Source organism: Amycolatopsis sp. NPDC098790 (genome assembly GCF_044759945.1).
Lineage (GTDB): Bacteria > Actinomycetota > Actinomycetes > Mycobacteriales > Pseudonocardiaceae > Amycolatopsis.
Genome location: NZ_JBIWAI010000001.1, coordinates 248,641 through 275,048, shown reverse-complemented (window position 1 = coordinate 275,048; position 26,408 = coordinate 248,641). Strand labels below are relative to the sequence as shown.

22 protein-coding genes are annotated in these 26,408 nt (G+C 69.4%); 17 read left to right on the top strand and 5 right to left on the bottom strand.

Annotation, left to right across the window (positions count from 1 at the left end; all coding sequences use genetic code 11):
- Nucleotides 1–159: 159 nt before the first annotated feature.
- The 7 genes from ACIQWX_RS01395 (at nt 160) to ACIQWX_RS01365 (ending at nt 9,334) form a co-directional block, all read left to right on the top strand.
- Nucleotides 160–2,151, top strand: a complete 1,992-nt coding sequence (locus ACIQWX_RS01395) for an NPCBM/NEW2 domain-containing protein (protein ID WP_400864036.1) — start codon at nt 160–162, stop codon at nt 2,149–2,151.
- A 365-nt stretch (nt 2,152–2,516) separates the two neighbouring features.
- Nucleotides 2,517–3,662, top strand: a complete 1,146-nt coding sequence (locus ACIQWX_RS01390) for a BMP family protein (RefSeq protein ID WP_400864033.1) — start codon at nt 2,517–2,519, stop codon at nt 3,660–3,662.
- Nucleotides 3,663–3,740: 78 nt separating this feature from the next.
- On the top strand, nt 3,741–5,312 hold the full coding sequence (locus ACIQWX_RS01385; RefSeq protein WP_400864031.1) for an ABC transporter ATP-binding protein: 1,572 nt from the start codon (nt 3,741–3,743) through the stop codon (nt 5,310–5,312).
- Nucleotides 5,309–6,400, top strand: a complete 1,092-nt coding sequence (locus ACIQWX_RS01380) for an ABC transporter permease (RefSeq protein WP_400864028.1) — start codon at nt 5,309–5,311, stop codon at nt 6,398–6,400. The genes ACIQWX_RS01385 and ACIQWX_RS01380 overlap by 4 nt, the downstream gene beginning before the upstream one ends.
- A gap of 32 nt (nt 6,401–6,432) precedes the next feature.
- The gene (locus tag ACIQWX_RS01375) at nt 6,433–7,665 is read left to right on the top strand and encodes an ABC transporter permease (protein WP_400869348.1); all 1,233 of its coding nucleotides are present in this window, start codon (nt 6,433–6,435) and stop codon (nt 7,663–7,665) included.
- Nucleotides 7,665–8,054 carry a cytidine deaminase gene (locus ACIQWX_RS01370; protein WP_033261417.1) on the top strand — a complete coding sequence of 130 codons (390 nt, stop codon included), beginning with the start codon at nt 7,665–7,667 and terminating at the stop codon, nt 8,052–8,054. The genes ACIQWX_RS01375 and ACIQWX_RS01370 overlap by 1 nt, the downstream gene beginning before the upstream one ends.
- A complete protein-coding gene (locus ACIQWX_RS01365; protein WP_400864024.1) occupies nt 8,051–9,334 on the top strand; it encodes a thymidine phosphorylase in 1,284 nt (427 codons plus the stop codon). The genes ACIQWX_RS01370 and ACIQWX_RS01365 overlap by 4 nt, the downstream gene beginning before the upstream one ends.
- Before the next feature lie 180 nt (nt 9,335–9,514).
- Here the strand turns inward: ACIQWX_RS01365 and ACIQWX_RS01360 are convergent, their stop codons facing one another.
- Nucleotides 9,515–10,606 carry a PA containing protein gene (locus ACIQWX_RS01360; protein ID WP_400864022.1) on the bottom strand — a complete coding sequence of 364 codons (1,092 nt, stop codon included), beginning with the start codon at nt 10,604–10,606 and terminating at the stop codon, nt 9,515–9,517.
- Nucleotides 10,607–10,819: 213 nt separating this feature from the next.
- Here ACIQWX_RS01360 and ACIQWX_RS01355 point away from each other — a divergent pair, with 213 nt between their 5' ends.
- Together ACIQWX_RS01355 and ACIQWX_RS01350 are read left to right on the top strand one after the other, a co-directional pair.
- Complete coding sequence (locus ACIQWX_RS01355; RefSeq protein WP_400864019.1) at nt 10,820–11,914, top strand: adenosine deaminase; 1,095 nt, start codon at nt 10,820–10,822, stop codon at nt 11,912–11,914.
- Nucleotides 11,915–12,004: 90 nt separating this feature from the next.
- Nucleotides 12,005–13,213 carry an MFS transporter gene (locus ACIQWX_RS01350; RefSeq protein ID WP_400864016.1) on the top strand — a complete coding sequence of 403 codons (1,209 nt, stop codon included), beginning with the start codon at nt 12,005–12,007 and terminating at the stop codon, nt 13,211–13,213.
- A 1,118-nt stretch (nt 13,214–14,331) separates the two neighbouring features.
- Here ACIQWX_RS01350 and ACIQWX_RS01345 read toward each other — a convergent pair.
- Nucleotides 14,332–15,597, bottom strand: coding sequence for a primosomal protein (locus ACIQWX_RS01345; RefSeq protein WP_400864013.1), 1,266 nt, complete (start codon nt 15,595–15,597; stop codon nt 14,332–14,334).
- 147 nt (nt 15,598–15,744) lie between these two features.
- On the opposite strand from ACIQWX_RS01345, the gene ACIQWX_RS01340 reads away from it, so the two are divergent.
- The 3 genes from ACIQWX_RS01340 to ACIQWX_RS01330 all read left to right on the top strand — a co-directional run bounded on the left by ACIQWX_RS01340 (nt 15,745) and on the right by ACIQWX_RS01330 (nt 19,550).
- Nucleotides 15,745–18,249 (top strand): DEAD/DEAH box helicase, encoded by a 2,505-nt coding sequence (locus ACIQWX_RS01340; RefSeq protein ID WP_400864011.1) that lies wholly within the window; start codon nt 15,745–15,747, stop codon nt 18,247–18,249.
- Nucleotides 18,250–18,287: 38 nt separating this feature from the next.
- Nucleotides 18,288–19,325 carry a C45 family autoproteolytic acyltransferase/hydolase gene (locus ACIQWX_RS01335; protein WP_400864009.1) on the top strand — a complete coding sequence of 346 codons (1,038 nt, stop codon included), beginning with the start codon at nt 18,288–18,290 and terminating at the stop codon, nt 19,323–19,325.
- A 69-nt stretch (nt 19,326–19,394) separates the two neighbouring features.
- Complete coding sequence (locus tag ACIQWX_RS01330; RefSeq protein WP_400864006.1) at nt 19,395–19,550, top strand: hypothetical protein; 156 nt, start codon at nt 19,395–19,397, stop codon at nt 19,548–19,550.
- Nucleotides 19,551–19,554: 4 nt separating this feature from the next.
- Here the strand turns inward: ACIQWX_RS01330 and ACIQWX_RS01325 are convergent, their stop codons facing one another.
- Nucleotides 19,555–20,100: an NADPH-dependent F420 reductase gene (locus ACIQWX_RS01325; protein WP_400864004.1), complete on the bottom strand. Its 546-nt coding sequence runs from the start codon at nt 20,098–20,100 to the stop codon at nt 19,555–19,557.
- A 66-nt stretch (nt 20,101–20,166) separates the two neighbouring features.
- Between ACIQWX_RS01325 and ACIQWX_RS01320 the strand changes: the two genes are divergently transcribed.
- Nucleotides 20,167–20,490, top strand: coding sequence for a winged helix-turn-helix transcriptional regulator (locus tag ACIQWX_RS01320; protein WP_400864001.1), 324 nt, complete (start codon nt 20,167–20,169; stop codon nt 20,488–20,490).
- Here ACIQWX_RS01320 and ACIQWX_RS01315 read toward each other — a convergent pair.
- Together ACIQWX_RS01315 and ACIQWX_RS01310 are read right to left on the bottom strand one after the other, a co-directional pair.
- The gene (locus ACIQWX_RS01315) at nt 20,381–21,031 is read right to left on the bottom strand and encodes a hypothetical protein (RefSeq protein WP_400863998.1); all 651 of its coding nucleotides are present in this window, start codon (nt 21,029–21,031) and stop codon (nt 20,381–20,383) included. The genes ACIQWX_RS01320 and ACIQWX_RS01315 overlap by 110 nt on opposite strands.
- Before the next feature lie 127 nt (nt 21,032–21,158).
- Nucleotides 21,159–22,145, bottom strand: a complete 987-nt coding sequence (locus tag ACIQWX_RS01310) for a sugar-binding transcriptional regulator (RefSeq protein ID WP_400863996.1) — start codon at nt 22,143–22,145, stop codon at nt 21,159–21,161.
- Between the two features lie 128 nt (nt 22,146–22,273).
- Between ACIQWX_RS01310 and ACIQWX_RS01305 the strand changes: the two genes are divergently transcribed.
- The 4 genes from ACIQWX_RS01305 (at nt 22,274) to ACIQWX_RS01290 (ending at nt 26,406) form a co-directional block, all read left to right on the top strand.
- The gene (locus tag ACIQWX_RS01305; protein ID WP_400863993.1) at nt 22,274–23,278 is read left to right on the top strand and encodes a zinc-dependent alcohol dehydrogenase family protein; all 1,005 of its coding nucleotides are present in this window, start codon (nt 22,274–22,276) and stop codon (nt 23,276–23,278) included.
- Entirely contained in the window at nt 23,271–24,605 is a 1,335-nt protein-coding gene (locus ACIQWX_RS01300; RefSeq protein ID WP_400863990.1) for an ABC transporter substrate-binding protein, read from the top strand. Before ACIQWX_RS01305 ends, ACIQWX_RS01300 begins: the two co-directional genes overlap by 8 nt.
- Nucleotides 24,605–25,537 (top strand): carbohydrate ABC transporter permease, encoded by a 933-nt coding sequence (locus ACIQWX_RS01295; protein WP_400863988.1) that lies wholly within the window; start codon nt 24,605–24,607, stop codon nt 25,535–25,537. The genes ACIQWX_RS01300 and ACIQWX_RS01295 overlap by 1 nt, the downstream gene beginning before the upstream one ends.
- Nucleotides 25,538–25,614: 77 nt before the next feature.
- Complete coding sequence (locus ACIQWX_RS01290; RefSeq protein WP_155549486.1) at nt 25,615–26,406, top strand: carbohydrate ABC transporter permease; 792 nt, start codon at nt 25,615–25,617, stop codon at nt 26,404–26,406.
- Nucleotides 26,407–26,408 lie beyond the last annotated feature (2 nt).

The following is a 26,408-nucleotide window of genomic DNA, read 5'->3' as shown; positions in this document are numbered from 1 at the left end:
GATCATCGGAAACCCTTGAGGTCAGACGTCTTTGAAGTCTGATATCTGATGCATTACGCCAAAAGGCTGGCGAACTCCGTCACTGGTTGACCGGTTCCGGCGATATTCCTACTGTCGCTCGCATAGACATCGGACCTTTCACGATGGGGTGACGTTCTGGTGAGACGACTCGGCTTGGTGATCGCCGTCGCGGTACTGCTGCCCGTGGTGGCGGTCACCCCCGCACAAGCGCTGCCGGACGGACTGGCCCTGACTCCGCCGATGGGCTTCAACAACTGGAACACGACGGGCTGCGCCGTCGACGAGCAGCTCATCCGCGACACCGCCGACCTCTTCGTCGACAAAGGACTCAAGGCCGCCGGTTACCAGTACGTGAACGTCGACGACTGCTGGGCGGAGCCGACGCGGGACGCCGAGGGCCGCATGCAGGCGAACAAGGCGCGCTTCCCCAGCGGGATCAAGGCGCTGGCCGACTACGTCCACGCGAAGGGCCTCAAGTTCGGCATCTACACCAGCGCGGGCACGCTGACCTGCGCGAAGACCCAGCCGGGCGCGCTGGACCACGAGGACGCCGACGCGCGGACGTTCGCGGACTGGGGCGTCGACTACCTCAAGTACGACAACTGCAACAACCAGGGCCGTCCCGCGCTCGAGCGGTACACGAAGATGCGGGACGCGCTGAAGGAGACCGGTCGCCCGATCGTGTACTCGCTGTGCGAGTGGGGCGAGAACAAGCCGTGGGAGTGGGGCGCGGACGTCGGCCACCTGTGGCGGACCACCGGCGACATCAAGGACAACTGGGCGAAGGTCGTCCAGATCCTCAAGGCGAACGCGCCGCTCGCGCCGTATGCGGGGCCCGGGCACTGGAACGATCCCGACATGCTCGAAGTCGGCAACGGCGGCATGACGACGGACGAGTACAAGTCGCACTTCTCGTTGTGGGCGATGATGGCCGCGCCGCTGCTCATCGGCGCCGACCTGCGCAAGATCTCGCCCGCGAACTTCGACGTCCTGCGCAACACCGAGGTCATCGCGCTTGACCAGGACCGGCGCGGGATCCAGGCGCGGGTGGTGTCCAACCAGGACGGTCACTGGGTCTTCGCCAAGCCCCTCGCGAACGGCGACGTCGCGGTCGCCCTCTTCAACGAGACGACCTCGAACGCCGCGATCGGCACCACCGCGGCCGCCGTCGGCCTCCCGCAGGCCGCCGGCTACACCGCGCGCGACCTGTGGGCCCACCGCGACCTGCAGACCGCCGGCCGGCTCTCCGCGGTCGTGCCGCCGCACGCGACGGTGGTCTACCGCGTCCACGCGGGTGGCGCGTGGCTGCGCGCCGAGCCCCTGGTCAGCACCGGTGTCGAGCTGGCCGCGCCCGTCCCCGGCGTGCCGGGCGAGATCACGCCCGCCGGGAAACCGTTCGAGGTGACGGTGTCCGCGACCGACGAGGCCCGCGTCCCGGTGTTCGACCCGCGCGTCACGCTCACCGCGCCCGCCGGCTGGCGGGTCGAGCAGCTGGCGCGGCCCCGGGAGTTCGTGCTCGGCACCGGCGACACCGCGGCCGGGCGCTGGCGGGTGACCCCGCCGTCCGGCACCGAAGGCACGACGGCGGTCCTGAAAGGCGGCGTCAGCTATCGCACGCTCGGATTCGGGCAGGTCACGTGGGCCGGGGAGCAGCAGCTGACCGTACCGGCCGCGCCGCCGACCTCGGCTGCCTGGGCGAGCGATCTGCGCTGGGCTACCGAGAAGAACGGCTACGGCCTGGTCGAGCGCGACATGTCCAACGGCAGCATCCCGGCAGGCGACGGCAAACCGCTGACGATCAACGGCGTGGTCTACCCGAAGGGGGTCGGCGCACACGCGCCCAGCGAGGTCGTCTTCTACGTGGGCGGTCGCTGCACGGCCTTCACCGCGGACGTCGGCGTCGACGACGAGCGCGAGGCGACGAACAAGCAGGGCTCGGCGACGTTCGAGGTGTACGCGGACGGCTCCCGGGTAGCGGCGACGGGCGTCCGGACCTGGCAGGACCCCGCGCTGCCCCTGAACGCCGACCTGCACGGCGCCCAGTACCTGCGGCTGGTCGTCACCGACGGCGGCGACGGCAACTCCTACGACCGCAGCGACTGGGCCGCCGCCCGGCTCACCTGCGCCTGAGCCGGTCGTGAGTGAGGAACAGGGTTAGAACACTGTTTCTCACTCACGACCGCTGTCTCACAGAGTGATCGGGCTGGCCCAACCTTCGGTCAGCCCGGCACACTGAGTGACACAAAACGGCATTTAAGCCGTCCCAGAGCGCGGTCACCCGACGAAAGTAGCGCCGAACGAGGCTCGATGATCACGTTCGGTGTCCAGTTCGTCGCGCGCAAGACTGCTGAGTAAACGTTTGTGTTACGTAGCGTGCCTTTCCTATGGCGCATTCCTGTCCGGCGGGTACGGTCTGGCGGTCGACCCGGCAGTGGGCCGGGTCGTGCCCTGATCGTCCGCTGGATCAGCGGGGAGGGAGAAACACGTTGCGTCGCATGCGTGGAACCGCGCTGGCCGCCGCGGCCATGGCCGGGGTGCTCGTCCTGGCCGGGTGCGCCAAGGACTCCGGCGGTGGGAACAGCTCGAACAACACCGCGGCTTCGTCGGCCGGCGGCTCGGACTGCGTCACCGCGCAGAAGCCGCCCGCGGCGCCCGCCGCGTCGAGCAGCACGGCCGCCGCCGGTGGCAAGGTCGACGGCAGCAAGCTGAAGATCGGCCTGGCCTTCGACGTCGGCGGCCGGGGTGACGCGTCGTTCAACGACGCCGCCGCCGCGGGCACCGACAAGGCGAAGAGCGAGCTCGGCGTCACGACGGTCAACGAGAGCACCGCCAGCGCCAGCGAGGCCGAGTCGGCCAAGCAGCAGCGCCTCGACCAGATGGCCTCCTCGGGCCTGAACCCGATCGTCGCGGTCGGGTTCGCCTACGCGGACTCGGTCAAGGCCGTCGCCGCCAAGTACCCGAACACCAAGTTCGCGATCGTCGACGACGACTCGATCACGCTGCCGAACGTCACGCCGCTGGTGTTCGCCGAGGAGCAGGGCTCGTTCCTGGCCGGCGTCGCCGCCGCGTACAAGAGCAAGAACTGCCACATCGGCTTCGTCGGCGGTGTCAACACCCCGCTGATCCAGAAGTTCGAGGCCGGCTTCCTGCAGGGCGCGAAGACGGTTTCGTCCAAGATCAAGATCGAGGACGAGTACCTGACCCCGGCCGGCGACTTCTCCGGGTTCCAGGACCCGCCGAAGGGCAACGCGAAGGCCGCGGCCGAGATCGACAAGGGCGCGGACGTCATCTACCACGCCGCCGGCGCCTCCGGTAAGGGCGTGTTCGACGCGGCGAAGGCGAAGAACGCGCTGGCCATCGGTGTCGACTCCGACCAGTACAACCAGAAGACCGTCGAGGCCGACAAGGACGTCATCATCACGTCCATGCTCAAGCGGGTCGACGTCGCGGTGTTCGACTACATCCAGGCCGTCGCCAAGGGTGACCTGACGACCCTGCCGAAGCGGTTCGACCTCAAGGTCGACGGCGTCGGCTACGCCACCTCCGGCGGCAAGGTCGACGACATCAAGGACGTCCTCGACGGGTACAAGGCCCAGATCATCTCGGGCGCGATCACCGTTTCGGACAAGCCGCAGAAGTAACTCATTGCGCGTCGGGGCTCGGAGGGATTTTCCCTCCGGGCCCCTCACGCGTTCCAGAGATATGGAATCCTCCCGCCCATGAGCACTGCCGAGGCCCCGGCCGAGGCCGTCCCCGACCGGGGCGCGCCCGCCGTCCAGCTGACCGGGATCACCAAACGGTTCCCGGGTGTGGTGGCCAACTCCGACGTCAACCTCACCGTCGCCGCGGGCGAGGTGCACGCCATCTGTGGCGAGAACGGCGCCGGCAAGTCCACCCTGATGAAGATCCTCTACGGCATGCAGCCGCCGGACGAGGGCACGATCGCGATCAACGGCGAAGAGGTGAAGCTGCGCAACCCGCAGGACGCCATCCGCGCCGGGATCGGCATGGTGCACCAGCACTTCATGCTGGCCGACAACCTCACGGTCGGCGAGAACGTGTTCCTCGGCGCCGAAGCCCTGCACGGCATCGGCCGCGCCGCCCGCGCGCGGCTGGCCGACCTCGCCGAGCGCACCGGGCTGCACGCCAAGCCGGAGACGCTGCTGGAGGAGCTCGGCGTCGCCGACCGCCAGCGCGTCGAAATCGTCAAGGTGCTCTACCGCGGGGCGAAGATCATCATCCTGGACGAGCCGACCGCGGTCCTCGTGCCGCAGGAGGTCGACGCGCTCTTCGCGACCGTCCGGGAGATGAAGGCCGACGGCTACACGTTCCTCTTCATCTCGCACAAGCTCGACGAGGTGCGCGCGATCGCCGACACCGTCACGGTGATCCGGCGCGGCACGACCGTCGGCACCGCCGACCCGAAGACCATCACCTCGCGCCAGCTCGCGGAGATGATGGTCGGCTCCGAGCTGCCCAGCCCGGAGACCCGCGAGTCCACGGTCACCGACCGGGACGTGCTGCGGCTGACCGGGCTCACGCTCGGCGCCGAGGGTTCGGACCGCAACGCGCTCGACGACGTCTCCTTCACCGTGCACGCGGGCGAGGTGCTCGGCGTCGCCGGCGTCGAGGGCAACGGCCAGACCGAGCTCGTCGAGACGATCATGGGCATGCGCAAGCCGTCCGGCGGCACCATCGAGCTGGTCGACGCGGACGGCAAGGCGCGGGACATCACCAAGGCGGGCACGCTGGCGCGGCGCGAAGCCGGCATCGGCTACATCGCTGAAGACCGCACGCGACACAGCCTGCTGCTCACGCAACCGTTGTGGGTCAACCGGATGCTCGGGTACCAGACCCGCGAACCGGTCTCGAAAGGACAGTTGCTCGACATCGCGGGCGCCCGCACGGACACCGAGCGGATCGTGCGCGACTACGACGTCCGCACGCCCGGCATCGACGTCCCGGCCGCGGCGCTCTCGGGCGGCAACCAGCAGAAGCTGATCGTCGGGCGCGAGCTGTCGGGCGACCCGGTGCTGCTCATCGCGTCGCACCCCACGCGCGGGGTCGACGTCGGCGCGCAGGCGCTGATCTGGGAGAACATCCGCCAGGCGCGGGCGGCCGGCCTCGCGGTGCTGCTCATCTCCGCCGACCTCGACGAGCTGATCGGCCTGTCGGACACGATCCGCGTCATGCTGCGCGGGCGGCTCGTCAGCGAGGCCGACCCCGCCACCGTGACGCCGCAGGAACTGGGCTCGGCGATGACCGGCGCCGGGGAGGGTGAAGAAGAGTGACTTCCTGGCGCACGAAACTGCTGCCGCCGCTGCTGGCGATCGTCTTCGCCGTGCTGCTGTCGGCGATCGCGCTGATCATCTCCGGGGCCGACCCGCTGCAGGCGTACGGCACGATGATCGGCCAGATGTTCAAGGGCTCGACCGCGGTCGACACCGTGAACCTGGCGACCGTGTACTACCTGTCCGGCCTGGCCGTCGCCATCGGCTTCCAGATGAACCTCTTCAACATCGGGGTCGAGGGCCAGTACCGCTTCGCCGCCGTCGTCGCCGCCATCGCGGGCGGCGCGATGAAGCTGCCGCCGGTCGTCCACGTGCTCGCGATCCTGGTGGTCGCGGTCGTGGCGGGCATGGCCTACGCGGCGATCCCGGCGATCCTCAAGGTGACCCGCGGGGTCAGCGAGGTCATCTCGACGATCATGCTCAACGCGATCGTCGCCGGGATCATCGCGTTCCTCATCAACGCCGACCAGTTCGGCGTGCAGCGCGGCAACAACATCGGCACCCGCGTGATCGAGCCGTCGGGCCGGATCCCCGGCATCCCGCTCGGCTCGGGCACGCTGTTCGGGTTCGTGTTCATCGCCGCGATCGTCGGCGGCGCCTACTGGTTCATGCTCAACCGCACGCGGTTCGGCTTCGAGCTGAAGGCGTCCGGCGAGTCCACCACGGCCGCGGCCGCCGGTGGCGTCAACGCCAAGAAGATGACGCTCATCGCGATGCTGCTCTCCGGTGGCGTGGCCGGCCTGGTCGCCATGCCGGAGCTGCTCGGCCGCGACTACAGCTACGGCATCACCGCGACCCAGATGTACGGCTTCACCGGCATCGCGGTCGCGCTGCTGGGCCGCAACCACCCCGGCGGCATCGCGCTCGGCGCGCTGCTGTGGGCGTTCCTCGACACCTCCGCGGTGTCGCTGGAGCAGATCAACGTGTCCAAGGAGATCGCGACGATCATGCAGGGCATCATCGTGCTGTCGGTCGTCGTGGCGTACGAAGTCGTGCGCCGGGCCGACCTCGCGGCCGAACAACGGAGGGTGGGCCGCGCGCTCGCCGGCCGCAAGGGTTCCTCGGTCAGCGAAGGGGGTGCGGTGTGATCACCGACGTCGCTCCCGAATCCGGCTCGACGATGCCGGTCCAGCGCCGCCGCCGCGGCCGGGTCCCCGGCTGGCTGCGCGGCGTGATCTGGGCCGTCATCGCCATCGCCGTCATCTCGACGGCGTCGTACTCCACCGGCGTCTCGGCGCTGACGTCGTCGAACACCGCGTCGACGGCGCTGCGGCTCGCGCTGCCGATCCTGCTCTGCGCGCTCGGCGGCCTCTGGGCTGAACGCGCGGGCGTGGTCAACATCGGCCTCGAGGGCATGATGATCCTCGGGACCTGGGGCGCCGCTTGGGGTTCCTACTACGGCGGCGTGTGGTCGGGCCTGCTGGCCGCGCTGGCGTTCGGCGCGCTGGGCGGCCTGCTGCACGCGGTGGCGACGGTGACGTTCAACGTCAACCACATCGTCTCCGGTGTCGCGATCAACCTGCTCGGCCTGGGCGTCGCGAAGTACCTGGCGAACCTGATCTTCGCGCCGATCTCCGGCAACCCGCGGCAGTCGCCGGTGGTGCCGAAGTTCGACACGTACTCGGCGACGTTCCTCTCGGACTGGCTGGGCGACCTGGAAAAGGAGCAGCGCGTCGGGATCTCCGACGTCGCCGGCATCCTGCGCGGGCTGGTCACCGAGGTGGCGCCGCTGACGATGATCGCGATCGTCCTCGTCCCGGTGAGCTTCTGGGTGCTCTGGCGGACCCGGTTCGGCCTGCGGCTGCGCTCGTGCGGCGAGAACCCGGTCGCCGCCGAGTCCCTGGGTGTCAACGTCTACCTGCACAAGTACGTCGCCGTCGTCATCTCCGGCGCGTTCGCCGGCATGGGTGGCGCGTCCCTGGTGCTGCTGCGCGGTGGCGCGGACTACCTGGAGAACCAGACGAACGGCCGCGGGTACATCGGTCTCGCGGCGATGATCTTCGGCAACTGGCGGCCGGGCGGCCTGCTCGGCGGTGCGGCGCTGTTCGGCTACGCGGACGGTCTGCAGCTGGCCGGCGGTGGCGAAGCGGTGCTCGCGCTGCTGTACGGCGCGGTGATCCTGGTCGGCGTGATCGTCGTCGTGCAGCTGTTCCGGAAGCAGTGGATCGCGGCCGGGCTCGGCGTCGTCGGCGCGGGCGTGCTGTACGCGATCTACTGGTCGAACGACACGCTGCCGTCCGACCTGATCCCGTACACCGCGCACTTCGTGACGCTGATCGTGCTGGCGGTGGCTTCGCAGCGGCTGCGGCCGCCGAAGGCCGACGGGCAGCCGTACCGGCGAGGTGAGGACTGATGTCCACAGTAGACTGGGACGCTCTGCGTTCCCAGGCGATCGAAGCCGCTTCCCATGCGTACGCGCCTTATTCGGGCCTGCACGTCGGGGTCGCCGGGATCGTCGACGACGGCCGGGTCGTGACCGGGTGCAACGTCGAAAACGCTTCCTACGGGCTCGGGCTGTGCGCGGAGTGCACGATGGCCGGGCAGCTGCGGCTGTCCGGCGGCGGTCGTCTGGTCGCGGTGGCGTGTCGCAGCGGTGCCGGTGACCTGCTGATGCCGTGCGGGCGCTGCCGGCAGATCCTGTTCGAGCTGGGCGGTTCTTCGTGCCTGGTGGACACGCCCAGCGGGATCCTGCCGATGTCGGACGTCCTGCCGGACGCCTTCGGCCCGGACGACCTGCCGTGAGCGGGTTCGCGGCGGTCGACGTCATCCGGGTGAAACGGGACGGTGGCACGCTTTCCGACGAGCAGATCGACTGGGTCGTCGACGCCTACACGCACGGTCTCGTGGCCGAAGAGCAGATGTCGGCGCTGGCGATGGCGATCTTCCTGCGGGGGATGACCTCGGCGGAGATCTCCCGTTGGACGCACGCGATGATCGCGTCAGGGGAGAGGCTGTCCCTGGACGTCTCGCGGCCGACCGTCGACAAGCACTCGACCGGCGGGGTCGGCGACAAGATCACGCTGCCGCTGGCGCCGCTCGTGGCCGCGTGCGGCGCGGCGGTGCCGCAGCTGTCCGGGCGCGGGCTCGGGCACACGGGCGGGACGCTCGACAAGCTGGAGTCGATCCCGGGCTGGCGCGCCGCACTGTCCACTTCGGAGATTGCTCGTCAGTTGGAAGACGTCGGCGCGGTGGTCTGCGCGGCGACGTCCGGGCTCGCGCCGGCGGACAAGAAGCTGTACGCGCTGCGGGACGTCACGTCCACTGTGGAATCGATCCCACTGATCGCCAGCTCGATCATGAGCAAGAAGATCGCCGAAGGGGCGTCCGGGCTGGTCCTGGACGTCAAGTTCGGGTCGGGCGCGTTCATGAAGTCGCTCGACCAGGCGCGTGAGCTGGCCTCGACGTTGACGTCGATCGGCCGCGACCACGGCGTCCCGACGACGGCGTTGCTGACCGACATGAACGTCCCGCTGGGGCGGGCGGTCGGAAACGCGGTGGAGGTCGCGGAATCGGTTTCGGTGCTCCAGGGCGGCGGGCCGTCGGACGTGGTCGAGCTGACTCTCGCGCTGGCGCGGGAGATGCTGGCTCTGGCCGGTATTTCGACGGACCCGGCCGCGGTGCTGGCTTCCGGCGAGGCGTACGAGACGTGGTGCCGGATGATCTCGGCCCAAGGTGGGGACCCGTCGGCACCGCTGCCGACGCCCGCGCACGTGCACACGGTGGTCGCTCCGGCTTCGGGCGTGCTGGCTTCGCTGGACGCATACGCGGTGGGCGTCGCGGCTTGGCGGCTGGGCGCGGGCCGGGCCCGCAAGGAGGACCCGGTCCAGGCGGCGGCGGGCATCCTGTGCCTGGCCAAGCCGGGTGACGCCGTCTCCGAGGGCGAGCCGCTGCTGGAGCTGCACACGGACACCCCGGAAGCGGTTCCGGCGGCGTTGGCGGCGTTGGAGGGCGGGTTTTCGGTTGCCGAATCGGCTCCGGAGCCGGGTCCGATCGTCGTGGAGGCGATCCGCGCCGAGGTGTGATGATCGTCGCGAAGATGATCACCCGGTCGAGTGACCCGACGCCGATGAAGCTGCCCGAGCCACCCGAACCTGTCGGTGGTGCTCGGTAAGCTGGAAAGCGGGGGGCGGAGGCCCGCCTTCCCGCCCGAACATGAAGAAGGCCCCCGCCGGGATCCCGGCGGGGGCCTTCTTCACAGGTGCTTACTCCGTGGCTTCTTCCGCGCCTTCGCCCGTCTTGGCCTTGGCGTCGGCCGGCTTCGGGGCGCGGCCGTTGCGGGAGCTGCGACGCGGCTGGCGCGGGGCCGGCGGGGGCGGGGCGATCTGCTGGACCGTCGGGCCGCCGCCGAGCATCAGCTCCGCGAACGTCGCCATCGCCTCGTCGAGCTGGCCGCCGATGCGGCGGACGCTCTCGTCGTTGCTCTTGCGGACCAGCGAGTCCACCGAGTCGGAATCCGGCTGCTTGGACAGCGTGTCCTCGACCTTCGACAGGCCGCTCTTGAGCGCGCCGTCGAGGTCGCCGATGCCGGAGAGGAAGCCGTCTTCCACCTTGTCGAGGCGGCCGGCCAGCTCGTCGAGGCGGGTGGTGACCGTCTCGAGCCGGTTGCCCAGGTTCTCCAGGCGGTCCGAGGCGTCGATCATCTCGCCGGTCTCGGTCAGCGCCGTCTTGAGCGCCTCGGTGTTCGCGCCGATCCGCTCCTTGGTGGCGCGGTCCAGCTCGTCGACCTTCGCGCGCAGCTCGTGGTCGGCGGTGTCGACGCGCTCGCGCAGCGTCGACTCGGCCTGGTCGATCCGCTCGCGGACCGGGCCGTGCACCGACTGCGGCAGCGAGTCGAGCTTCGCGTCCTGCTTGTCGAGGTGGCCGCCCAGCTCGTCGAGCCGGCGGTGGATGTTCTGGAGCTTGTCCTCGAGCCCGTCCATCCGCCCGGCGACGCCCTCGAAGCGCGCGGCGACGCCGTCGAGACGGCCGTCGAGCTGCGCGAAGGGCTTGGCGAGCTTGTCCGGGAGTGCCTCGATCGCGCGGGTCAGCGCGGCGATCGCGTTGTCCTGGGCCTCGAGGCGGGACATCGCCTCGTCGAGGCGCTCGGCCAGGACGCCGACCTCGGTGCGGTCGGGCATTTCGGACAGCCGCTTGCGGACCGCGCCCAGCGAGTCCACCGGCGCGAGGCGGGCGTAGATGTCGTCGAGCGCGTCGAAGATCTGCTGCTGCTCGCTCTCACGCACTTCGGCCGCGCGCACCAGCATGTTGCGCATCCGGTCGAAGGACGGGGCGGCAATGTGGTTGTCAGTGGTCACTGCTGTGTGTCCTTCGTCGGCGGGGAAATGGAGGGACGTGCCACGAAGCTTATCGATTGCAAAAATTGCTGTCTGTATGGCCCCCGTTAAGAGCCTATTGCGGAGGCTGCCCCCGGATGGCCGATTCGTCGCATGATCGTCGGCGCTGAGGGTGAGCCCGAGCCTGGGACTTACGGCCATGTAGGGGAATGACAACGAGGTTACCGTTGGGGGATGCCTGACGAAAGCCCTGTTCTGACCAGCGAGACACTCCGCCGCGCGCCCAAGGTCCTCCTGCACGACCACCTGGACGGCGGCCTCCGCCCGGCCACCGTCGCCGAGCTCGCCGACGCCACCGGCTACGCCGGCCTGCCCACCACCGACCCGGCCGAGCTGGGCACCTGGTTCCGCCGGGCGGCCGACTCCGGCTCACTCGTTTCCTACCTCGAGACCTTCGCGCACACGTGCGGTGTGATGCAGACGGAGGAAGCGCTGGTCAGGGTCGCCGCGGAAGCGGTGGAGGACCTGGCCGCCGACGGCGTCGTCTACGCCGAGGTGCGCTACGCACCGGAGTTGTTCGTCGAACGCGGTCTGTCACTCGATGCGGTGGTCGAGGCTGTCCAAGCGGGGTTCACGGAGGGCGCACGCCGGGTCGCCGCGAACGGCGGCAGCATCCGCGTCGGGACGTTGCTCTGCGCGATGCGCCAGCACGCCCGCGCCCTCGAGATCGCGAACCTGGCGGTCCGCTACCGCGACGCCGGCGTCGTCGGCTTCGACATCGCCGGACCCGAAGACGGATTCCCGCCCACCCGCAATCTCGACGCTTTCGAGTATTTGCGGCAGAACAATGCGCATTTCACCATTCACGCCGGAGAGGCGTTCGGGTTGCCGTCCATTTGGGAGGCGATTCAGCATTGCGGCGCCGAGCGGCTCGGGCACGGCGTGCGGATCGTCGAGGACGTCAAGACCGACGCGGACGGCACGGTCCACCTTGGACGGTTGGCCGCGTACGTCCGCGACCGCCGCATCCCCCTGGAGATCTGCCCGACGTCGAACGTCCAAACAGGCACGGTGCGCTCGATCGCCGAGCACCCGCTCGCCCTGCTCAAGCGGCTGCGCTTCCGGGTGACCGTGAACACGGACAACCGGCTGATGAGCGGATGCACGATGACCAGCGAATTCACCACTCTGCACGAGACCTTCGGGTACGGTCTCGACGACTTCCGGTGGTTCACGATCAACGCGATGAAATCCGCGTTCATCGATTTCGACGCCCGGCTCGCGCTGATCGACGACGTCATCAAGCCCGGGTACGCCGAGCTGGCCTGACGTCCGCCGCGGGTCCTTGCGGTCCTTAGCCATGCCAACTATCGTTCACTATGTAGGAAGTAGTTCTCAAGATGTGAGACGGTGGCGAAGATGGCGCAGGTCGCTGGCGATGTGGGTGAGCAGGTGCACGCGAGTTCACGCCGGTGGCTCATCCTCGCGCTGGGCCTCGCTGCGCAGACCGCGAGCTGCTCGTTCCTCTACGGCATCCCGTTCCTGGTCCCGGCCATGCAGGCCGACCAGGGCCTGTCGCTGGCGCAGGCCGGCACGGTCGTCGCGGCCCCGAGCATCGGCCTCCTGTTCACCCTGATCGTGTGGGGCGCGGCTGCGGACCGTTACGGAGAGCGCCTGATCATGGCCCTCGGTCTGGGAGCCTCGGGGTTACTCCTGGTGTACGCCGGGGTGGGAACTCACCCGGTCGGGCTGCTCTTTGGGGTGTTCTTGGCGGCGGGTGCGTGTACGGCTTCGGTGAACGCGGCGAGCGGTCGCGTGGTGATGGGCTGGTTCGCGAAGTCCGAGCGCGGCGTGGCGATGGGGATCCGCCAGACGGCCCAGCCGCTCGGCGTGGGGGTCGCGGCGCTGGGGCTGCCGCCTCTGGCGGCGCACTTCGGGTTCCGCGCGGCGCTGCTGCTGCCGGCCGGGCTGGCGATCGTCGTCGCGCTGCTGGTGGCGTGGCTGGTGACGGACCCGCCGCGCCCGCCTCGCACGCCCCACTCGGCGGGGGCTTCGCCCTACCGGCACGCCACGCTGTGGCGGGTGCACGGGGCGAGCGCGCTGCTGGTGGTGCCGCAGTTCGCGGTGTCGGCGTTCGCGCCGGTGTACCTGGTGGCGGTGCAGCACTGGAGCCCGTTGTCGGCGGGCTGGTACCTGGCGGCGGTCCAGGTGCTGGGCGCACTGGGCCGGCTGGGGTCGGGGTGGTGGTCGGACCGGGTGGGCAGCCGGCTGCGGCCGATGCGCCAGCTGGCGGTGCTGAGCTGCCTGGTGATGCTGCTGGTGGCGGTGGGGGACGTGACTTGGCTGTGGCTGGTGTTGCTGGCGTTGGCGCTGGCCGGGGTGATCACGGTGGCGGACAACGGGCTGGGCTTCACGGCGTCGGCGGAGCTGGCGGGGCTGGCGTGGTCGGGCCGCGCGATGGGGACGCAGAACACGGGGCAGAACATCGCGGCGTCGCTGACGCCGCCGTTGCTGGGGTTGGTGATCGGCGACGGCCGGTACGCGTTGGCGTTCTGCGTGGCGGCGGTGTTCCCGGCGTTGGCGGTGCTGGTGGTGCCGGTTCGTGCGGAGCGGGCTTCGGAGGATTGACGTCGGCTGGGACTCGCGGGGGTCGTTGTTCCATGGCCGCCCGCTGGGTAGTGGCCTGAGGCCGCCACGTTGACTCCCCGCCTGCGGGCGCCCGCTGGGAGCGGCCTGAAGCCGCCACGTTGACCCCCGCCCCGCTCCCGCCCGCTGGGTACAGCCTGAGGCCGCCACTTTGACTCCCCGCCCGCGGCCGCCCGCTGGGGAGCGGCCTGAAGCCGCCACGCTGACCCCCGCCCGCTCCCGCCCGCGGGGGCGCCCCCCGTCTCCAGCGTATCGGCGGGCACCGACGGAAACCGGCCGCCGGCAGCCTGCGGCGGCCCGGCTGTCCACAACCGGCCCCGGTCTGTGGAGGAAGGCGGCCGGCGACGTCATGAACGACCCTTTCATGTCGCCAGATGACATGAACGACCCTTTCATGTCATGGCGGAACCCCGGGCGCAGCGAAGGTCGCCGCCCCAACCGCGGAAGGTCGCCTCCCCAACCATGGAAGGCGGCCTCCCTGACCGCGGAAGGTCGTCTCCCCGACCGCGGAAGGCGGCCTCCCTGACCGCGGAAGGTCGCCTCCCCAACCATGGAAGGCGGCCTCCCTAACCACGGAAGGTCGCCTCCCCCAACCACGGAAGGCGGCTCTTGCCGTCCCCGCCCGCGCGGAGCACGGGTTCGGAGGACTGACGCCCGGCCGGCCCCACGGGGGCCGTCGCTCCATGGCCGCCCGCTGGCGTAGTGGCTGAGGCCGCCACGTTGACTCCCCGCCTGCGGCCGCCCAACGGGGAGCGGCCTGGAGCCGCCACGTTGACCCCCGCCCCGCTCCCGTCCGCTGGGTACCGCCTGAGGCTGCCACGCTGACTCCCCGCCAGCTCCCGCCCGCGGGGGCGCCCCCCGTCTCCAGCGTATCGACGGCCACCGACGGAAACCGGCCGCCGGCAGCCTGCGGCGGCCCGGTTGTCCACAACCGCCCCAAGGCTGTGGACCGATGCGGCCAGCCGGCGCAAGCGACGTCGTGAATGACTCATTCATGTCGCCAGACGACGTGAATGACTCATTCATGTCATCCGGCGACCCCCGGACACGACGAAGGCCGCCTCCCCAAACCCCGGGGAAGCGGCCTTCGAAAGGCAAACTCAGGCGACCGTCAGGCGGTTCTCGAAACCCTCGACGAGCTTCCGCCAAGCGCTCTGCTCCGCGTCGAACGGCGCCGACGGCTCGAGCCGCGTCGGGTCCGGGCGCAGCACGAACGACACCAGCCAGCCCAGGCTCTCGTTGCCCGCCAGCGCCGTCTCGGCCGAGTCGTCGCCCGCCCAGTCCGCCGCGTCCGTGATCAGCTCGACCGCCAGCTCCAGCTGCGTCGGGTCGATCGACTCCGGGCCCTCCGCGATGTCCGCGTCCAGGCCCGTCAGCACGTACGTGTTCTCCGGGTCGACCTCGATCTCCAGCTCGCCGGCCGTCGCCTTGGCCAGGACCTCGTCCCACGTGGACACGTCCGCGAGGTCCGTGTCGGCCAGGTCCTTGCCGTCGGCCAGCGCGCGGGCCAGCGCCTTCTCCGACGTGAACACGTCGATCTCGCCCTCGCTGCCCAGGAACACCGGGGTGTCGTCCAGGTAGCAGCGCAGCGTGTAGTACTCCGCGCCGGACGTGATGATCTTGATCGGGTCGATGCCGACCTCGGCCCAGAAGCCGACCGGGCCCTCGTCCTCTTCGTCGTCGTCCTCATCGGAGTCGTCGTCCGAGGAGATCGCTTCGAGGTCCTCTTCACCCTCGGCGCCGGCCTCGGCTTCGGCGGACTCCTCGTGGAACGCCGCCAGCTCCTCGGCCGTCTGCTCGAGCACCTTCTCGTCGACGTCCGGCACCGTCACCAGGCCGTCGATCGCGTCCAGCACGGTGTCCCACTTCGTCGACACCGTCTCGGACAGGTCGTTCCACACCTGGACGCCGACGCTCCCGGTGAACGGGAGGGTGCCCTGGTCCAGCAGCGAGAAGCCCTCGGTCGAGTCGAGGATCTCGTGCACCTCTTCGAGGTCGCAGACGTCCGCGAGCGACCGCACGATGCCGACGATCTCCGCCAGCTCGGCGATGTGCCAGACGTCCGGCTCCTCGGCGACGAGCTCGGGCACGCCGACGAGGTCGTACGTGTGGTCCTCGTCCGGGATCAGCTCCGGCACGTTCAGCGACGGCACCGCGTCCCACGCCGGGTGGTCGAGCAGGTCGTGCCGCTCCGACGTTCGGACGAAGGCGGCCAGGTGCGCGGCGTCCGGGAAGGCGTACAGGTCGTCCTCGTCGCCGAGGAACGCTTCCCACTCCTCGCCGTCTTCCCGCCAGCGCGGGGCCCACAGGGTGACGACGTCGCCCTGCGGCAGCCCGAGTTCGATCGGGATGATGTCCTGTGCCATTCCTAAGCCCTCCGGTGTACCGCCCGTGTGCGCGCGACACCGTATCTCCCGGTCGAAGCGCGGTAACGCGAAGCCTACGGGTTTACCACGCGCGATGCGATCGCCCCTGCCGACTTTGCGACGAGCGGATGGCACGATGGACGTCTGATGACTCTTACAGACCTCCTGCCTGCGGATCCCGACCCCGACGCCCTCTTCGAAGCGTTCACGACCTGGACGGCCGAACGGGGCATCGAGCTGTACCCGGCGCAGGAGGAGGCGGTGATGGAGGTCGTCTCCGGATCGAACGTCATCCTCTCGACGCCGACCGGCTCCGGGAAGAGCCTCGTCGCCGTCGGCGCGCACTTCACCGCGCTCGCCCAGGGCCGCCGCAGCTACTACACCGCGCCCATCAAGGCCCTCGTCTCGGAGAAGTTCTTCCAGCTCATCGAGATCTTCGGCGCCGACAACGTCGGGATGATGACGGGTGACTCCAGCGTCAACCCGGACGCCCCGATCATCTGCTGCACGGCCGAAATCCTGGCGAACATCGCGTTGCGGTTCGGTGCCGAGGCACCCGTCGGGCAGGTCGTCGCCGACGAGTTCCACTTCTACTCCGAGCCCGACCGCGGCTGGGCGTGGCAGGTGCCGCTGCTGGAACTGCCGAAGGCGCAGTTCGTCCTGATGTCGGCGACCCTGGGCGACGTGTCCTTCTTCGAGAAGGACCTCACGCGCCGCACCGGCAAGCCGACCGCCGTCGTCACGTCGGCGCAGCGCCCGGTGCCGCTGACCTTCCGGTACGCGCTCACGCCGCTGCACGAGACGATGTCCGAGCTGCTCAACGGCGGTCAGGCGCCCGTCTACGTCGTGCACTTCTCGCAGGCCGCGGCCATCGAGCGGGCGCAGACGCTGATGAGCATCAACGTCACGACCAAGGCCGAGAAGGAGTCCATCGCCGAGCTGATCGGCGACTTCCGGTTCTCCGCCGGGTTCGGCAAGACGCTGTCGCGGCTGGTCCGCCACGGCATCGGCGTCCACCACGCCGGCATGCTGCCCAAGTACCGCCGATTGGTCGAGACCTTGGCGCAGTCGGGGCTGCTCAAGGTGATCTGCGGGACCGACACGCTCGGCGTCGGTATCAACGTACCAATCAGGACAGTGGTCTTCTCCGCGTTGACGAAGTACGACGGCGTCCGCCAGCGCCACCTCAAGGCGCGCGAGTTCCACCAGATCGCCGGCCGCGCCGGGCGGGCGGGCTACGACACCGACGGCTACGTCGTCGTGCAGGCGCCCGACCACGTCGTCGAGAACGCCAAGGCCCTCGAAAAGGCCGGCGACGACCCGAAGAAGAAAAAGAAGATCGTCCGGAAGAAGGCGCCGGAGGGTTTCGTCAACTGGACCGAGAGCACGTTCGACCGGCTCATCGCGGCCGACCCCGAGCCGCTGACGTCGAGCTTCAAGGTCACGCACTCGATGCTGCTGAACGTGATTTCGCGGCCGGGCAACGCGTTCGACTCGATGCGCCACCTCCTGGAGGACAACCACGAGGACCGCGCGTCGCAGCGCAAGCTGATCCTGCGCGCCATCGCGATCTACCGCGCGCTGCTCGCCGCCGGCGTCGTCGAGCGATTGTCCGAACCGGACGACCAGGGCCGGATCATCCGGCTCACCGTCGACCTGCAGTTCGACTTCGCGCTCAACCAGCCGCTTTCGCCGTTCGCGCTGGCCGCGATCGAACTGTTCGAATTGGACTCACCGAGCTACCCGCTCGACGTCGTGTCCACTGTGGAATCCACTGTGGACAATCCGCGTCCGGTGCTGTCGCAGCAGCAGTTCAAGGCGCGCGGCGAGGCAGTGAACGCGATGAAGGCCGAAGGCCTCGAGTACGACGAGCGGATGGAGCTGCTCGAGAACGTCACGTACCCGAAGCCACTCGAAGAGCTGCTGCAGGGCGCTTTCCACAGCTACCGGCAGGGTCACCCGTGGGTCGCCGACTACGAGCTGTCGCCGAAGTCCGTGGTGCGCGACATGTACGAGCGCGCGATGAACTTCGTCGAGTACATCGGGTTCTACCAGCTCGCGCGGTCGGAAGGCCTGGTGCTGCGCTACCTCGCCGACGTCTACGACGCACTGCGCCACACGGTGCCCGACGAGGCGAAGACCGAGCTGCTGCAGGACCTCATCGAGTGGCTCGGCGAACTCGTCCGGCAGGTCGACTCGAGCCTCTTGGACGAGTGGGAAGCGCTGCGGCACCCCGCGGAAGAGGGCCCGGTCTCGCACCGGCCGCCGTCGGCGCCCCCGGCCGTCACGCGCAACGAGCGCGCGTTCCGCGTCCTGGTGCGCAACGAGCTGTTCCGCCGGGTGGAGCTGTTCGCGCGGCGGGCGTGGTCGGTGCTGGGCGAGCTGGACGCGGCGTCCGGCTGGGACGCCGAGGCGTGGCAGGACGCGATCGAGGACTACTTCGAGGAGTACGACGAGCTGGGCACCGGCCCGGACGCGCGCGGTCCGAAGCTGCTGATGATCGAGCAGCAGCCGGACGTCTGGAAGGTCCGCCAGATCTTCGACGACCCGGCGGGCGACCACGACTGGGGCATCAGCGCGGAGGTCGACCTGGCGGCGTCCGACGAGGCCGGCGTCGCGGTGGTCCGGGTGACCGAGGTGGGCGCGCACTAGCCGTTGCGGATTCCTGACTGGTCAGTCATCGTGATCCCATGGTGGCGACAGTGCGGGAGCACCGGATCGGCGACGTGCGCTGGACGATCGTCCGAGGTCCCCGGGAAGCCGCTTTCCACGCGCTGGGAGCACACGCGGCGGCCGACATCCGGACGGTGTTGGACGGGCTGTCGTCATGGCCGGTGGCGTCGCGGGCCAGGCGGTCGCCGGTCCTGTTCCGCGCGATCGAGTCGGCATCCCAGGTCGAGCACCCGGACGCGTACGCCGAGCTGACGGCGCTGGCGGCGGGCGCAGGGGTGCCCTTCGACGACTTGCTGCTGGCCAACTTGCGCGGAGACTTGGGCGCGGGCGACGGGACGGGCTGTACGGACTTGGCGTGGGCGCCGTCTTTGCTGGGCCACAACGAAGACGGCGCCCCGGTTTTCGACGGCATCGGCCGCCTGCTGACGCTGCTGATCGACGGCGAGCCGGGCGTGTGCGTGTGGTGGTACCCGGGGTTCCTGCCGTCGAACACGTTCACGGTGACCACGCACGGGCTGGTGTGGGGGATCGACAGCGTGAGCGTGGTTTCGCCATCACCGTGCGCGGGCCGCCATTTTGTGGCGCGGACGGCACAGCGTGCGACGTCGGTGGCGGAAGCGGTTTCCGTGCTGCGGTCGCACGCTTCGGCCGGCGGGTTCGCTTACACGATGGGCCAGGTCGGCGCACCGGGGGTGACGGTGGTCGAGAAGGCGGGTCACGAGACTTCTGTGTCTACTGTGGTCAGTGGATATTCCTGGCATACCAACCATTTTCGGCTGCTGCCGCCTTCGCTGGATACGGCTTCGGAGGAGAGCTTGGCGCGCGCTGAGGTGTGTGCGCACCTGGCTCCGGTGGCCCCGGACGCGAAGTGGTTGGTCTCGGCCTTGACGTCGGCGGTCCACCGCAACGCATCCGATGGCGACGAGCTGATGACGCTGAGCACGCTGGTGACGGATTTGGCTTCGGGTGAGGTGACGTTGGTTCCGCGCGGTGGCGGGCCGTTGCGAGCCCGAGCGGCGGATCTGGCGTCGGGGAATGTCGCCGCTGTGGGCTGAACGGCGCAATCTTCGCTGGTCGGCGAGGTTTCGGCGGTAGCGTGGAGGGCTCCGGACCTGGGAGGGACCATGAAGCGTTTGCTGGCTGGGATCTTCGTCGCGGCAGCGGTGGTGGTGGGCTTGGCACCGGCGGCGTCGGCGGCATCGATGGTGGAGTACGCGTTGCTGGCTCCGACTCCGGTCGAGTACGGAACCGATGCCACGGCCATCGAATACGGCCTCTGACCACTCAGTTCGCGGGCGTCAGGATCGCCTGGGCGTCCTCGCCCGCGAACCACAGCCCGATCACGAAAGCCGCCGTCGCTTCCAGCAGCGCCGCCCGATTCAACCCTCCCGCGATCACCGGCTTGGCGCCGATGTCGCGGACCAGCGTGCTCACCGCTTCCAGCGCCGCCGGGTCGTTGCCGCACAACGGGACCGACAACCGCCGACCCGCGAACACCGGCGGTGTCATCCGCCACACGTCCACGTGTGCCAAGTTGAACGCCTTCACCACGTGCGCTTCCGTCTCGATCCGCGAGGCCACCGGTGTGCCGGTCAATGCCGGGTCGTTGGTGCAGTCCACCAGTACCTTCCCCGGCAGCGGCCCCGACTGAGCGAGGACCTCGCCGATCGCCGCCGCCGGGATGGCCAACAGGACTACCTCGGCGAACTCGGCCACCTCGCGCCACCCTCCGGTCCGGCGGCCTGCCACCCTCAGCTCGTGGCCCGCCCTCGACCACTGGGTGCCGAGCGCGTCCGCCATCGCGCCCGTGCCGAAGATCCCGATCCGCATGCCGCCTCCTTGTGCTTGGCTGTCCAGCACGACGGTAGGAACCCGGGAAGGAACCGAACGGTAACCATGGACTTCCTCGCCGACTGCCGGACGCGGCTCGCGTTCGACCTGGTCGCCAACACGTGGCACCCGGTGGTGCTCTGGGCGCTGCGCGACGGCCCGCGCCGGCACGTCGACCTGCGGCGTGCGATCGGCGGGATCAGCGCCAAGGTGCTCACGGAAGCCTTGCGGCGCCTGGAATCCGACGGTCTCGTCGAGCGCCGCGAAGCCTCCTACACACTCACGACGCTGGGTTCAAGCTTCCTGGAGCCGATCGAGGGCTTCGGGCGGTGGGCCGCTGTGCACGGCGACGACGTCGTCGCCGCTCAAAACCGAGCACGACCAGCGTGACCAGCGACAACGCCGGGAGCGGGTAGCCGAGCAGCAGCCCGGCGGTGACGTCGAACGCGGGCGCGCCGACCCCGGCCATGAACACCCACGTCGGCGCGGTCGGCGGCTTCGCGGCGGCGGACCACGGCGTCTTGCGGCCCGGTTTCGCGACCGAAAGCCAGGCCTGGAACGACAGCGCGCTCGCCATCAGCGACGCGCCGGCGATCTGCTGCCACGCGACGGCGCCGGTGCCGGCCGACTCGCGCAGCGCGGGGGAGAGCAGGAAGATGCCGGCGTAGAGCTGGATGAGCGTCAGGGCGAACTTGGTCAGCACCCACCAGTGCCGGAAGTAGCCCCACGCCGTCGCGCCGGCGAGGAGCAGGCCGGTGAACGCCGAGACGTTCGCCATCGGGGCGAGCAGGACGGAGTCGAGGCGGTCGGCCATCGCGGGCGCGCCGGACGACATCAGCACGACGAGGGCGAGGGCCTGGCTCATCCAGGCGACGGACGAGACGACGTGCAACCAGACCACGGCCTGGCGCCAGCGAGGGGAAGATTTCACGCGTTCCAGGCTCGCCGAGCGCGGGAAACGGCACATCGGGCGCGACCCGGGTTTCGCCCCGGAGTCCCCAGACCCGCGCCTACCACCGGCGGAGTACGCACCCGCGCGGCCCGTACTCCCCCAGTTGTCACGACGGCTTGGGCGGGTTCTTCGCCGCCAAGGCCAGCAACGGCACCGCCGCCGCCGCGTCCGTGATCAGCGTCGACACCATCCCCGACCGCAGCACCGCGTCCACCGCCGCCGCCTTGGGCCTGCTGTACCCCAGCGCGATCACCTCCGGCACCGCCATCAACTCCTCGTGGCTGATCGCCAGCACGTGGTGCGCCAACCCCGTCGACAACGCGTTCCCCGACGCGTCGAACAACCGAGCCGCCACCTCCGCCGTGGCCCCACGGGCCGTGATCGCCGCTCGCTCGGCTTCGTCCAGCGCGTCGTACACCGTCGACTCGCCCGGCTGCCACGCCCCGATGCTGACCACCGCCTTCGTCAGCAACCGGAACTGGCCGAACGTCTCCGCGATCCCCGGCTGCCGCCGCAACGTCTCCGTCGTCCGCCGGTCCGGCAGCACCAACGGCCCGAAGATCGGGTACGCGTCGCCGCCGGACACCGACGTCACGCGGCTCACCGTCTCCACCGACCGGCCGCGCATGTCCATCCCCGCCTGGACTCCGCACAGCTGGACGATCGGGCACCGCGGCAACGACCGGATCGCCTCCGTCATCGCGTTCACCGACCGCGCCCACGACAGCCCGATCACGTCCGACGGCGTCGCGATCTCTTGCAGCAGCCGGGCCGCCAACGTCCCGATCTTGGCCCGGACGACCTCTCGCGGCTCGCGCTCGGTTGAGCGTTCGAGCACCAGCGCCTGCTTCAGCCCGTACGCCGAGCGCACCTCGTCCGACAACGCCAGGTCCACCGGGGCCGGTAGCGAGAACTCCACCCTGACCAGGCCGGACTCCATGGCCGTGTCGAGCATCCTGGCCACCTTGAACCGGCTGACGCCGAACTCGTCGGCGATCTCCAGCTTGGAGCGTCCCTGCACGTAGAAGCGCCGGGCGACGGTGGCGAGCAGCATCGCTTCCGAGAGCGACGCGCCCTTGCGAGATGCGCTCATCTGAGCACTATAGCCCGAAATCTGCCCGAAAGGTTGACGTAACACCGACGTCAGACCTCTAATGCCTTCACATGTTCTCGACGCCATAGGTCAACGCCGCTCATATGAGCGCGAGGAAGGGGCTAGGCATGCGTGCCGCCATCGTCGACCGGCCCGGTGAGATCAGGGTCGGCGAGGTGCCCGATCCGAAACCCGGGGAACGTCAGGTCGTCGTCAAGGTCGGAGCGTGCGGGATCTGCGGGACCGACCTGCACATCGCGGACGGGCACTTCCCGCCCACCCCGTACCCCATCGTCCCCGGGCACGAGTTCGCCGGGGAGATCGTCGAGCTCGGCGCGGACGTGCCGGGCGAGTGGAAGGTCGGCGACCGCGTCGCCGTCGACCCGTCGCTGTTCTGCGGATACTGCGGCCCGTGCCGCGCCGGCCACGGCAACCTCTGCGCGAACTGGGGCGCCACCGGCGACACCGTCAACGGCGCCTTCGCCGAGTACGTCGCCGTTCCGTCGTCCACCTGCTACCGCATGCCCGACGCGATGACCTGGGAACAGGGCGCGCTGGTCGAGCCCGTTTCTTGCGCGGTGCACGGCGTGCGCCGCGTCGGCGTCGAAGCCGGAGAGCGCTTCCTCGTCGTCGGCGCCGGCACCATGGGCCTGATCATGCAGCAGCTGCTGCAGCGTTCCGGCGCGCAGGTCACGGTCGTCGACCGCAACAAGGACCGGCTACCGCGCGCGGCCAGCCTCGGCGCCGTCGCCACCGCGAGCGACGTCAGCGAGCTGAACGGCGAGAAGTTCGACGTCGCCGTCGACGCCACCGGCGCCGCGCCCGCCATCGAAGCCGCCTTCGACTCGATCCGCCGCGGCGGCCGGCTGCTCGTCTTCGGCGTCGCCCCCGCCGAAGCGCGTGTCGCGCTCTCGCCGTTCCGCATCTACAACGACGAGATCACCATCGTCGGCTCGATGGCCGTGCTGCACAGCTTCGGCACCGCGCTCGACCTCGTCGCGAACGGGGCCATCGACACCGAATCGCTGCTCACGGACCGGCTTCCGCTCGAGCAGTACCCCGAAGCGCTGGCCAAGATGCGCAGCGGCTCGGGCCTCAAGGTGCAGGTACTCCCGGGAGGCGGCCGTGCGTAAGCTCCTCACCCTCTTCGCCGCGACGTCGTTGCTGGCCACGGGCTGCGCGGGCGCGGGCTCACTCGGCCAGGGCAGCAGCACGCTCGTCATCGCGATCGTGTCCAACCCGCAGATGAAGGACGCGATCTCGCTCGCGCCGGAGTTCGAGAAGGCCACCGGCATCAACCTGAAGTTCGTGTCCCTGCCGGAAAACCAGGCCCGCGCGAAGATCACCGCCTCGACCGCCACCGAGGGCGGCGAGTTCGACGTCGTCATGATCAGCAACTACGAAGCCCCGCAGTGGGCGGCCAACGGCTGGCTCGAAAACCTCGAGCCGCACATGGCTTCGACCCCGGGCTACGACGAAGGCGACTTCATCCCCAGCATCAAGCAGTCGCTGTCGTACCAGAACCAGATGTACGCGGTGCCGTTCTACGGCGAGTCGTCGTTCCTGGCCTACCGCAAGGACCTCTTCGACAAGGCCGGGATCACCATGCCGGCCAAGCCGACCTGGCAGCAGATCGCCGACTTCGCCGCGAAGCTCGACGACAAGGCCGCCGGCGTCAGCGGGATCTGCCTGCGCGGCAAGCCGGGCTGGGGCGAAAGCCTCGCGCCGTTCACGACCGTGGCCAACACTTTCGGCGCACAATGGTTCGACAAGGACTGGAACGCCAAGCTGACGTCGCCGGAGTTCACCGAGGCCGCGAACTTCTACGTCAACCTGATCCGCGAGCACGGCGAAGTCGGCGCCTCAAGCGCCGGGTTCTCCGAGTGCGGCACGCGCTACACCCAGGGCCAGGCCGCGATGTGGTACGACGCCACGGTCATGGCGGGCACCAACGAGGACCCGTCGAGCAGCAAGATCGTCGGCAAGTCCGGGTACGCGCCCGCGCCGGTCGTCAAGACCCAGGCCAGCGGCTGGCTCTACACCTGGGCGCTCGGCATCCCGAAGGTCGCCAAGGACAAGGACGCGGCCTGGAAGTTCATGGCCTGGATGACCGACAAGGCGTACGTGCAGAAGGTCGGGGCGACCTACGGCTGGAATCGCGTCCCGCCTGGCGTCCGGCAGTCCACTTACGACATTCCCGACTACGCCAAGGCCGCGCAGGCCTACGCGAAGCCCACTTTGGACGGCATCGCGGACGCGAACCAGCAGAAGGCCATGGCGAACCCGGTGCCCTACCCCGGCATCCAGTTCGTCGGCATCCCCGAGTTCCAGGACCTGGGCACCCGGGTGAGCCAGCAGCTGTCGGCGGCGATCGCCGGCCGCGAATCCGTCGAAGACGCCCTGAAGCAGTCCCAGGACTACGCCCAGACGGTGGGCGACTCCTACAAGGCGGTGCAGTGATGTCCACGCTCTCCGTAGATGCCCCCACCTCCCAGACCCACGCGAAGGCCGCGGAAAAGAAGGGCCTGAGCACCGCGGCCAAGCGGCGGCTGCCGCTGCTGCCCGCGTTGATCTTCGTCGTCGCGGTGACGCAGCTGCCGTTCCTGCTCACCGTGTTCTACTCGTTCCAGTCGTGGAACCTGGTCCGGCCGGGTTCGCGGCACTTCGTCGGCCTCGACAACTACATCGACGTCTTCAGCGACACGACGTTCCTGGTGGCGCTGCTCAACACCGTGCTGCTGACGGTGGTGTGCGTGCTGGTCGCGCTGTTGCTCGGCCTCGGACTGGCGATCCTGCTCGACCGGAAGTTCTTCGGCCGCGGCGTCGTCAGGACGCTGCTGATCACGCCGTTCCTCATCCTCCCGGCGGCCGGCGCGCTGCTGTGGAAGACGACGGTGTTCGACCCGACGTACGGGCTGCTGCACTTCGTCTTCGGCACCGACGTCGACTGGCTTTCGGAGTTCCCGCTGGCCGCGGTGATGGCGCAGATCGTGTGGCAGTGGACGCCGTTCATGATGCTGCTCATCCTCGCCGGCTTGCAGAGCCAGTCCAAAGAGGTCCTCGAAGCGGCCTCTGTGGACGGTGCCAGCCGGTGGCGCACGTTCGTCTCCATCACGCTGCCGCACCTGTCCCGGTTCCTGCAGCTGGCGACGCTGCTGGGCGCGATCTACATCGTGAACAGCTTCGACGCGATCTTCCTGATGACGCAGGGCGGGCCGGGCACGGCCAGCACGAACCTGCCGTACTACATCTACCAGCGCGCGTTCGAAGGCTTCGACGTCGGCCAGTCGTCGGCGATGGGCGTGATCGTCGTGATCCTGACGATGATCGTCGCGACCTTCGCACTGCGCCTGATGTTCCGGACCTTCTCGGTGGACGGAGGCATCAAGTGACCACTCTCGACACTCGCCCGGAGGCGGCCACCGCCGCCCCTCCGGCGCGCAAGCCGAAGCGCAGGACCGGCCCCGGCGTGCTCACCGCCGTCACCTGGATCATCGCGATCCTGTTCGTCTTCCCGCTGCTGTGGATGATCCTCACGGCGTTCAAGCAGGAAGCCGACGCCTACACCGACCCGCCGAAGCTGTTCTTCAGCCCGACGTTCGACCAGATCGCCAACGTGCTGAAGGGCGGGTTCCTGCCCTACCTGTCGAACTCGGCCTTCGTCACGGTGCTGTCGACGCTGCTGGTGCTGCTCCTCGGCATCCCGGCGGCGTACGCGCTGTCGCTGGCGCCGGTGAAGAAGACGTCGAACGCGCTCGGCTTCTTCCTCTCGACCAAGATGCTGCCGATCGTCGCGGCGATCATCCCGCTGTACATCATTTCCCAGAACACCGAGCTGCTGGACACGGTGTGGGCGCTGGTCATCCTGTACACGTCGATGAACCTGCCGCTGGCCATCTGGATGATGCGGTCGTTCTTCCTCGAGGTGCCGCACGAAATGATCGAGGCGGGCCGGATCGACGGCGCGAACCTGCCGACGCTGCTGCGCAAAATCATCATGCCGGTGGTCGCGCCCGGGATCGCGGCGACGGCGCTGATCTGCGTCATCTTCTCCTGGACCGAGTTCTTCTACGCGGTCAACCTGACGGCGGCGCGGGCCGGCACCGTGCCGGTGTTCCTCGTCGGGTTCATCACCAGTGAGGGCCTGTACTGGGCCCAGCTATCCGCCGCCGCGCTGCTGGCCTCGCTGCCGGTGATGATCGTCGGCTGGATCGCGCAGAACCACCTCGTCCGCGGGCTGTCGATGGGAGCGGTGAAGTAGTC

Bases quoted from the DNA above. Each gene is read 5' to 3' on its own strand.
- ACIQWX_RS01390 (WP_400864033.1), top strand. From the start codon at position 2,517: ATGCGTGGAACCGCGCTGGCCGCCGCGGCCATGGCCGGGGTGCTCGTC.
- ACIQWX_RS01385 (WP_400864031.1), top strand. From the start codon at position 3,741: ATGAGCACTGCCGAGGCCCCGGCCGAGGCCGTCCCCGACCGGGGCGCG.
- ACIQWX_RS01375 (WP_400869348.1), top strand. From the start codon at position 6,433: ATGCCGGTCCAGCGCCGCCGCCGCGGCCGGGTCCCCGGCTGGCTGCGC.
- ACIQWX_RS01370 (WP_033261417.1), top strand. From the start codon at position 7,665: ATGTCCACAGTAGACTGGGACGCTCTGCGTTCCCAGGCGATCGAAGCC.
- ACIQWX_RS01355 (WP_400864019.1), top strand. From the start codon at position 10,820: ATGCCTGACGAAAGCCCTGTTCTGACCAGCGAGACACTCCGCCGCGCG.
- ACIQWX_RS01350 (WP_400864016.1), top strand. From the start codon at position 12,005: ATGGCGCAGGTCGCTGGCGATGTGGGTGAGCAGGTGCACGCGAGTTCA.
- ACIQWX_RS01345 (WP_400864013.1), bottom strand. From the start codon at position 15,597: ATGGCACAGGACATCATCCCGATCGAACTCGGGCTGCCGCAGGGCGAC.
- ACIQWX_RS01340 (WP_400864011.1), top strand. From the start codon at position 15,745: ATGACTCTTACAGACCTCCTGCCTGCGGATCCCGACCCCGACGCCCTC.
- ACIQWX_RS01335 (WP_400864009.1), top strand. From the start codon at position 18,288: ATGGTGGCGACAGTGCGGGAGCACCGGATCGGCGACGTGCGCTGGACG.
- ACIQWX_RS01330 (WP_400864006.1), top strand. From the start codon at position 19,395: ATGAAGCGTTTGCTGGCTGGGATCTTCGTCGCGGCAGCGGTGGTGGTG.
- ACIQWX_RS01325 (WP_400864004.1), bottom strand. From the start codon at position 20,100: ATGCGGATCGGGATCTTCGGCACGGGCGCGATGGCGGACGCGCTCGGC.
- ACIQWX_RS01320 (WP_400864001.1), top strand. From the start codon at position 20,167: ATGGACTTCCTCGCCGACTGCCGGACGCGGCTCGCGTTCGACCTGGTC.
- ACIQWX_RS01310 (WP_400863996.1), bottom strand. From the start codon at position 22,145: ATGAGCGCATCTCGCAAGGGCGCGTCGCTCTCGGAAGCGATGCTGCTC.
- ACIQWX_RS01305 (WP_400863993.1), top strand. From the start codon at position 22,274: ATGCGTGCCGCCATCGTCGACCGGCCCGGTGAGATCAGGGTCGGCGAG.
- ACIQWX_RS01295 (WP_400863988.1), top strand. From the start codon at position 24,605: ATGTCCACGCTCTCCGTAGATGCCCCCACCTCCCAGACCCACGCGAAG.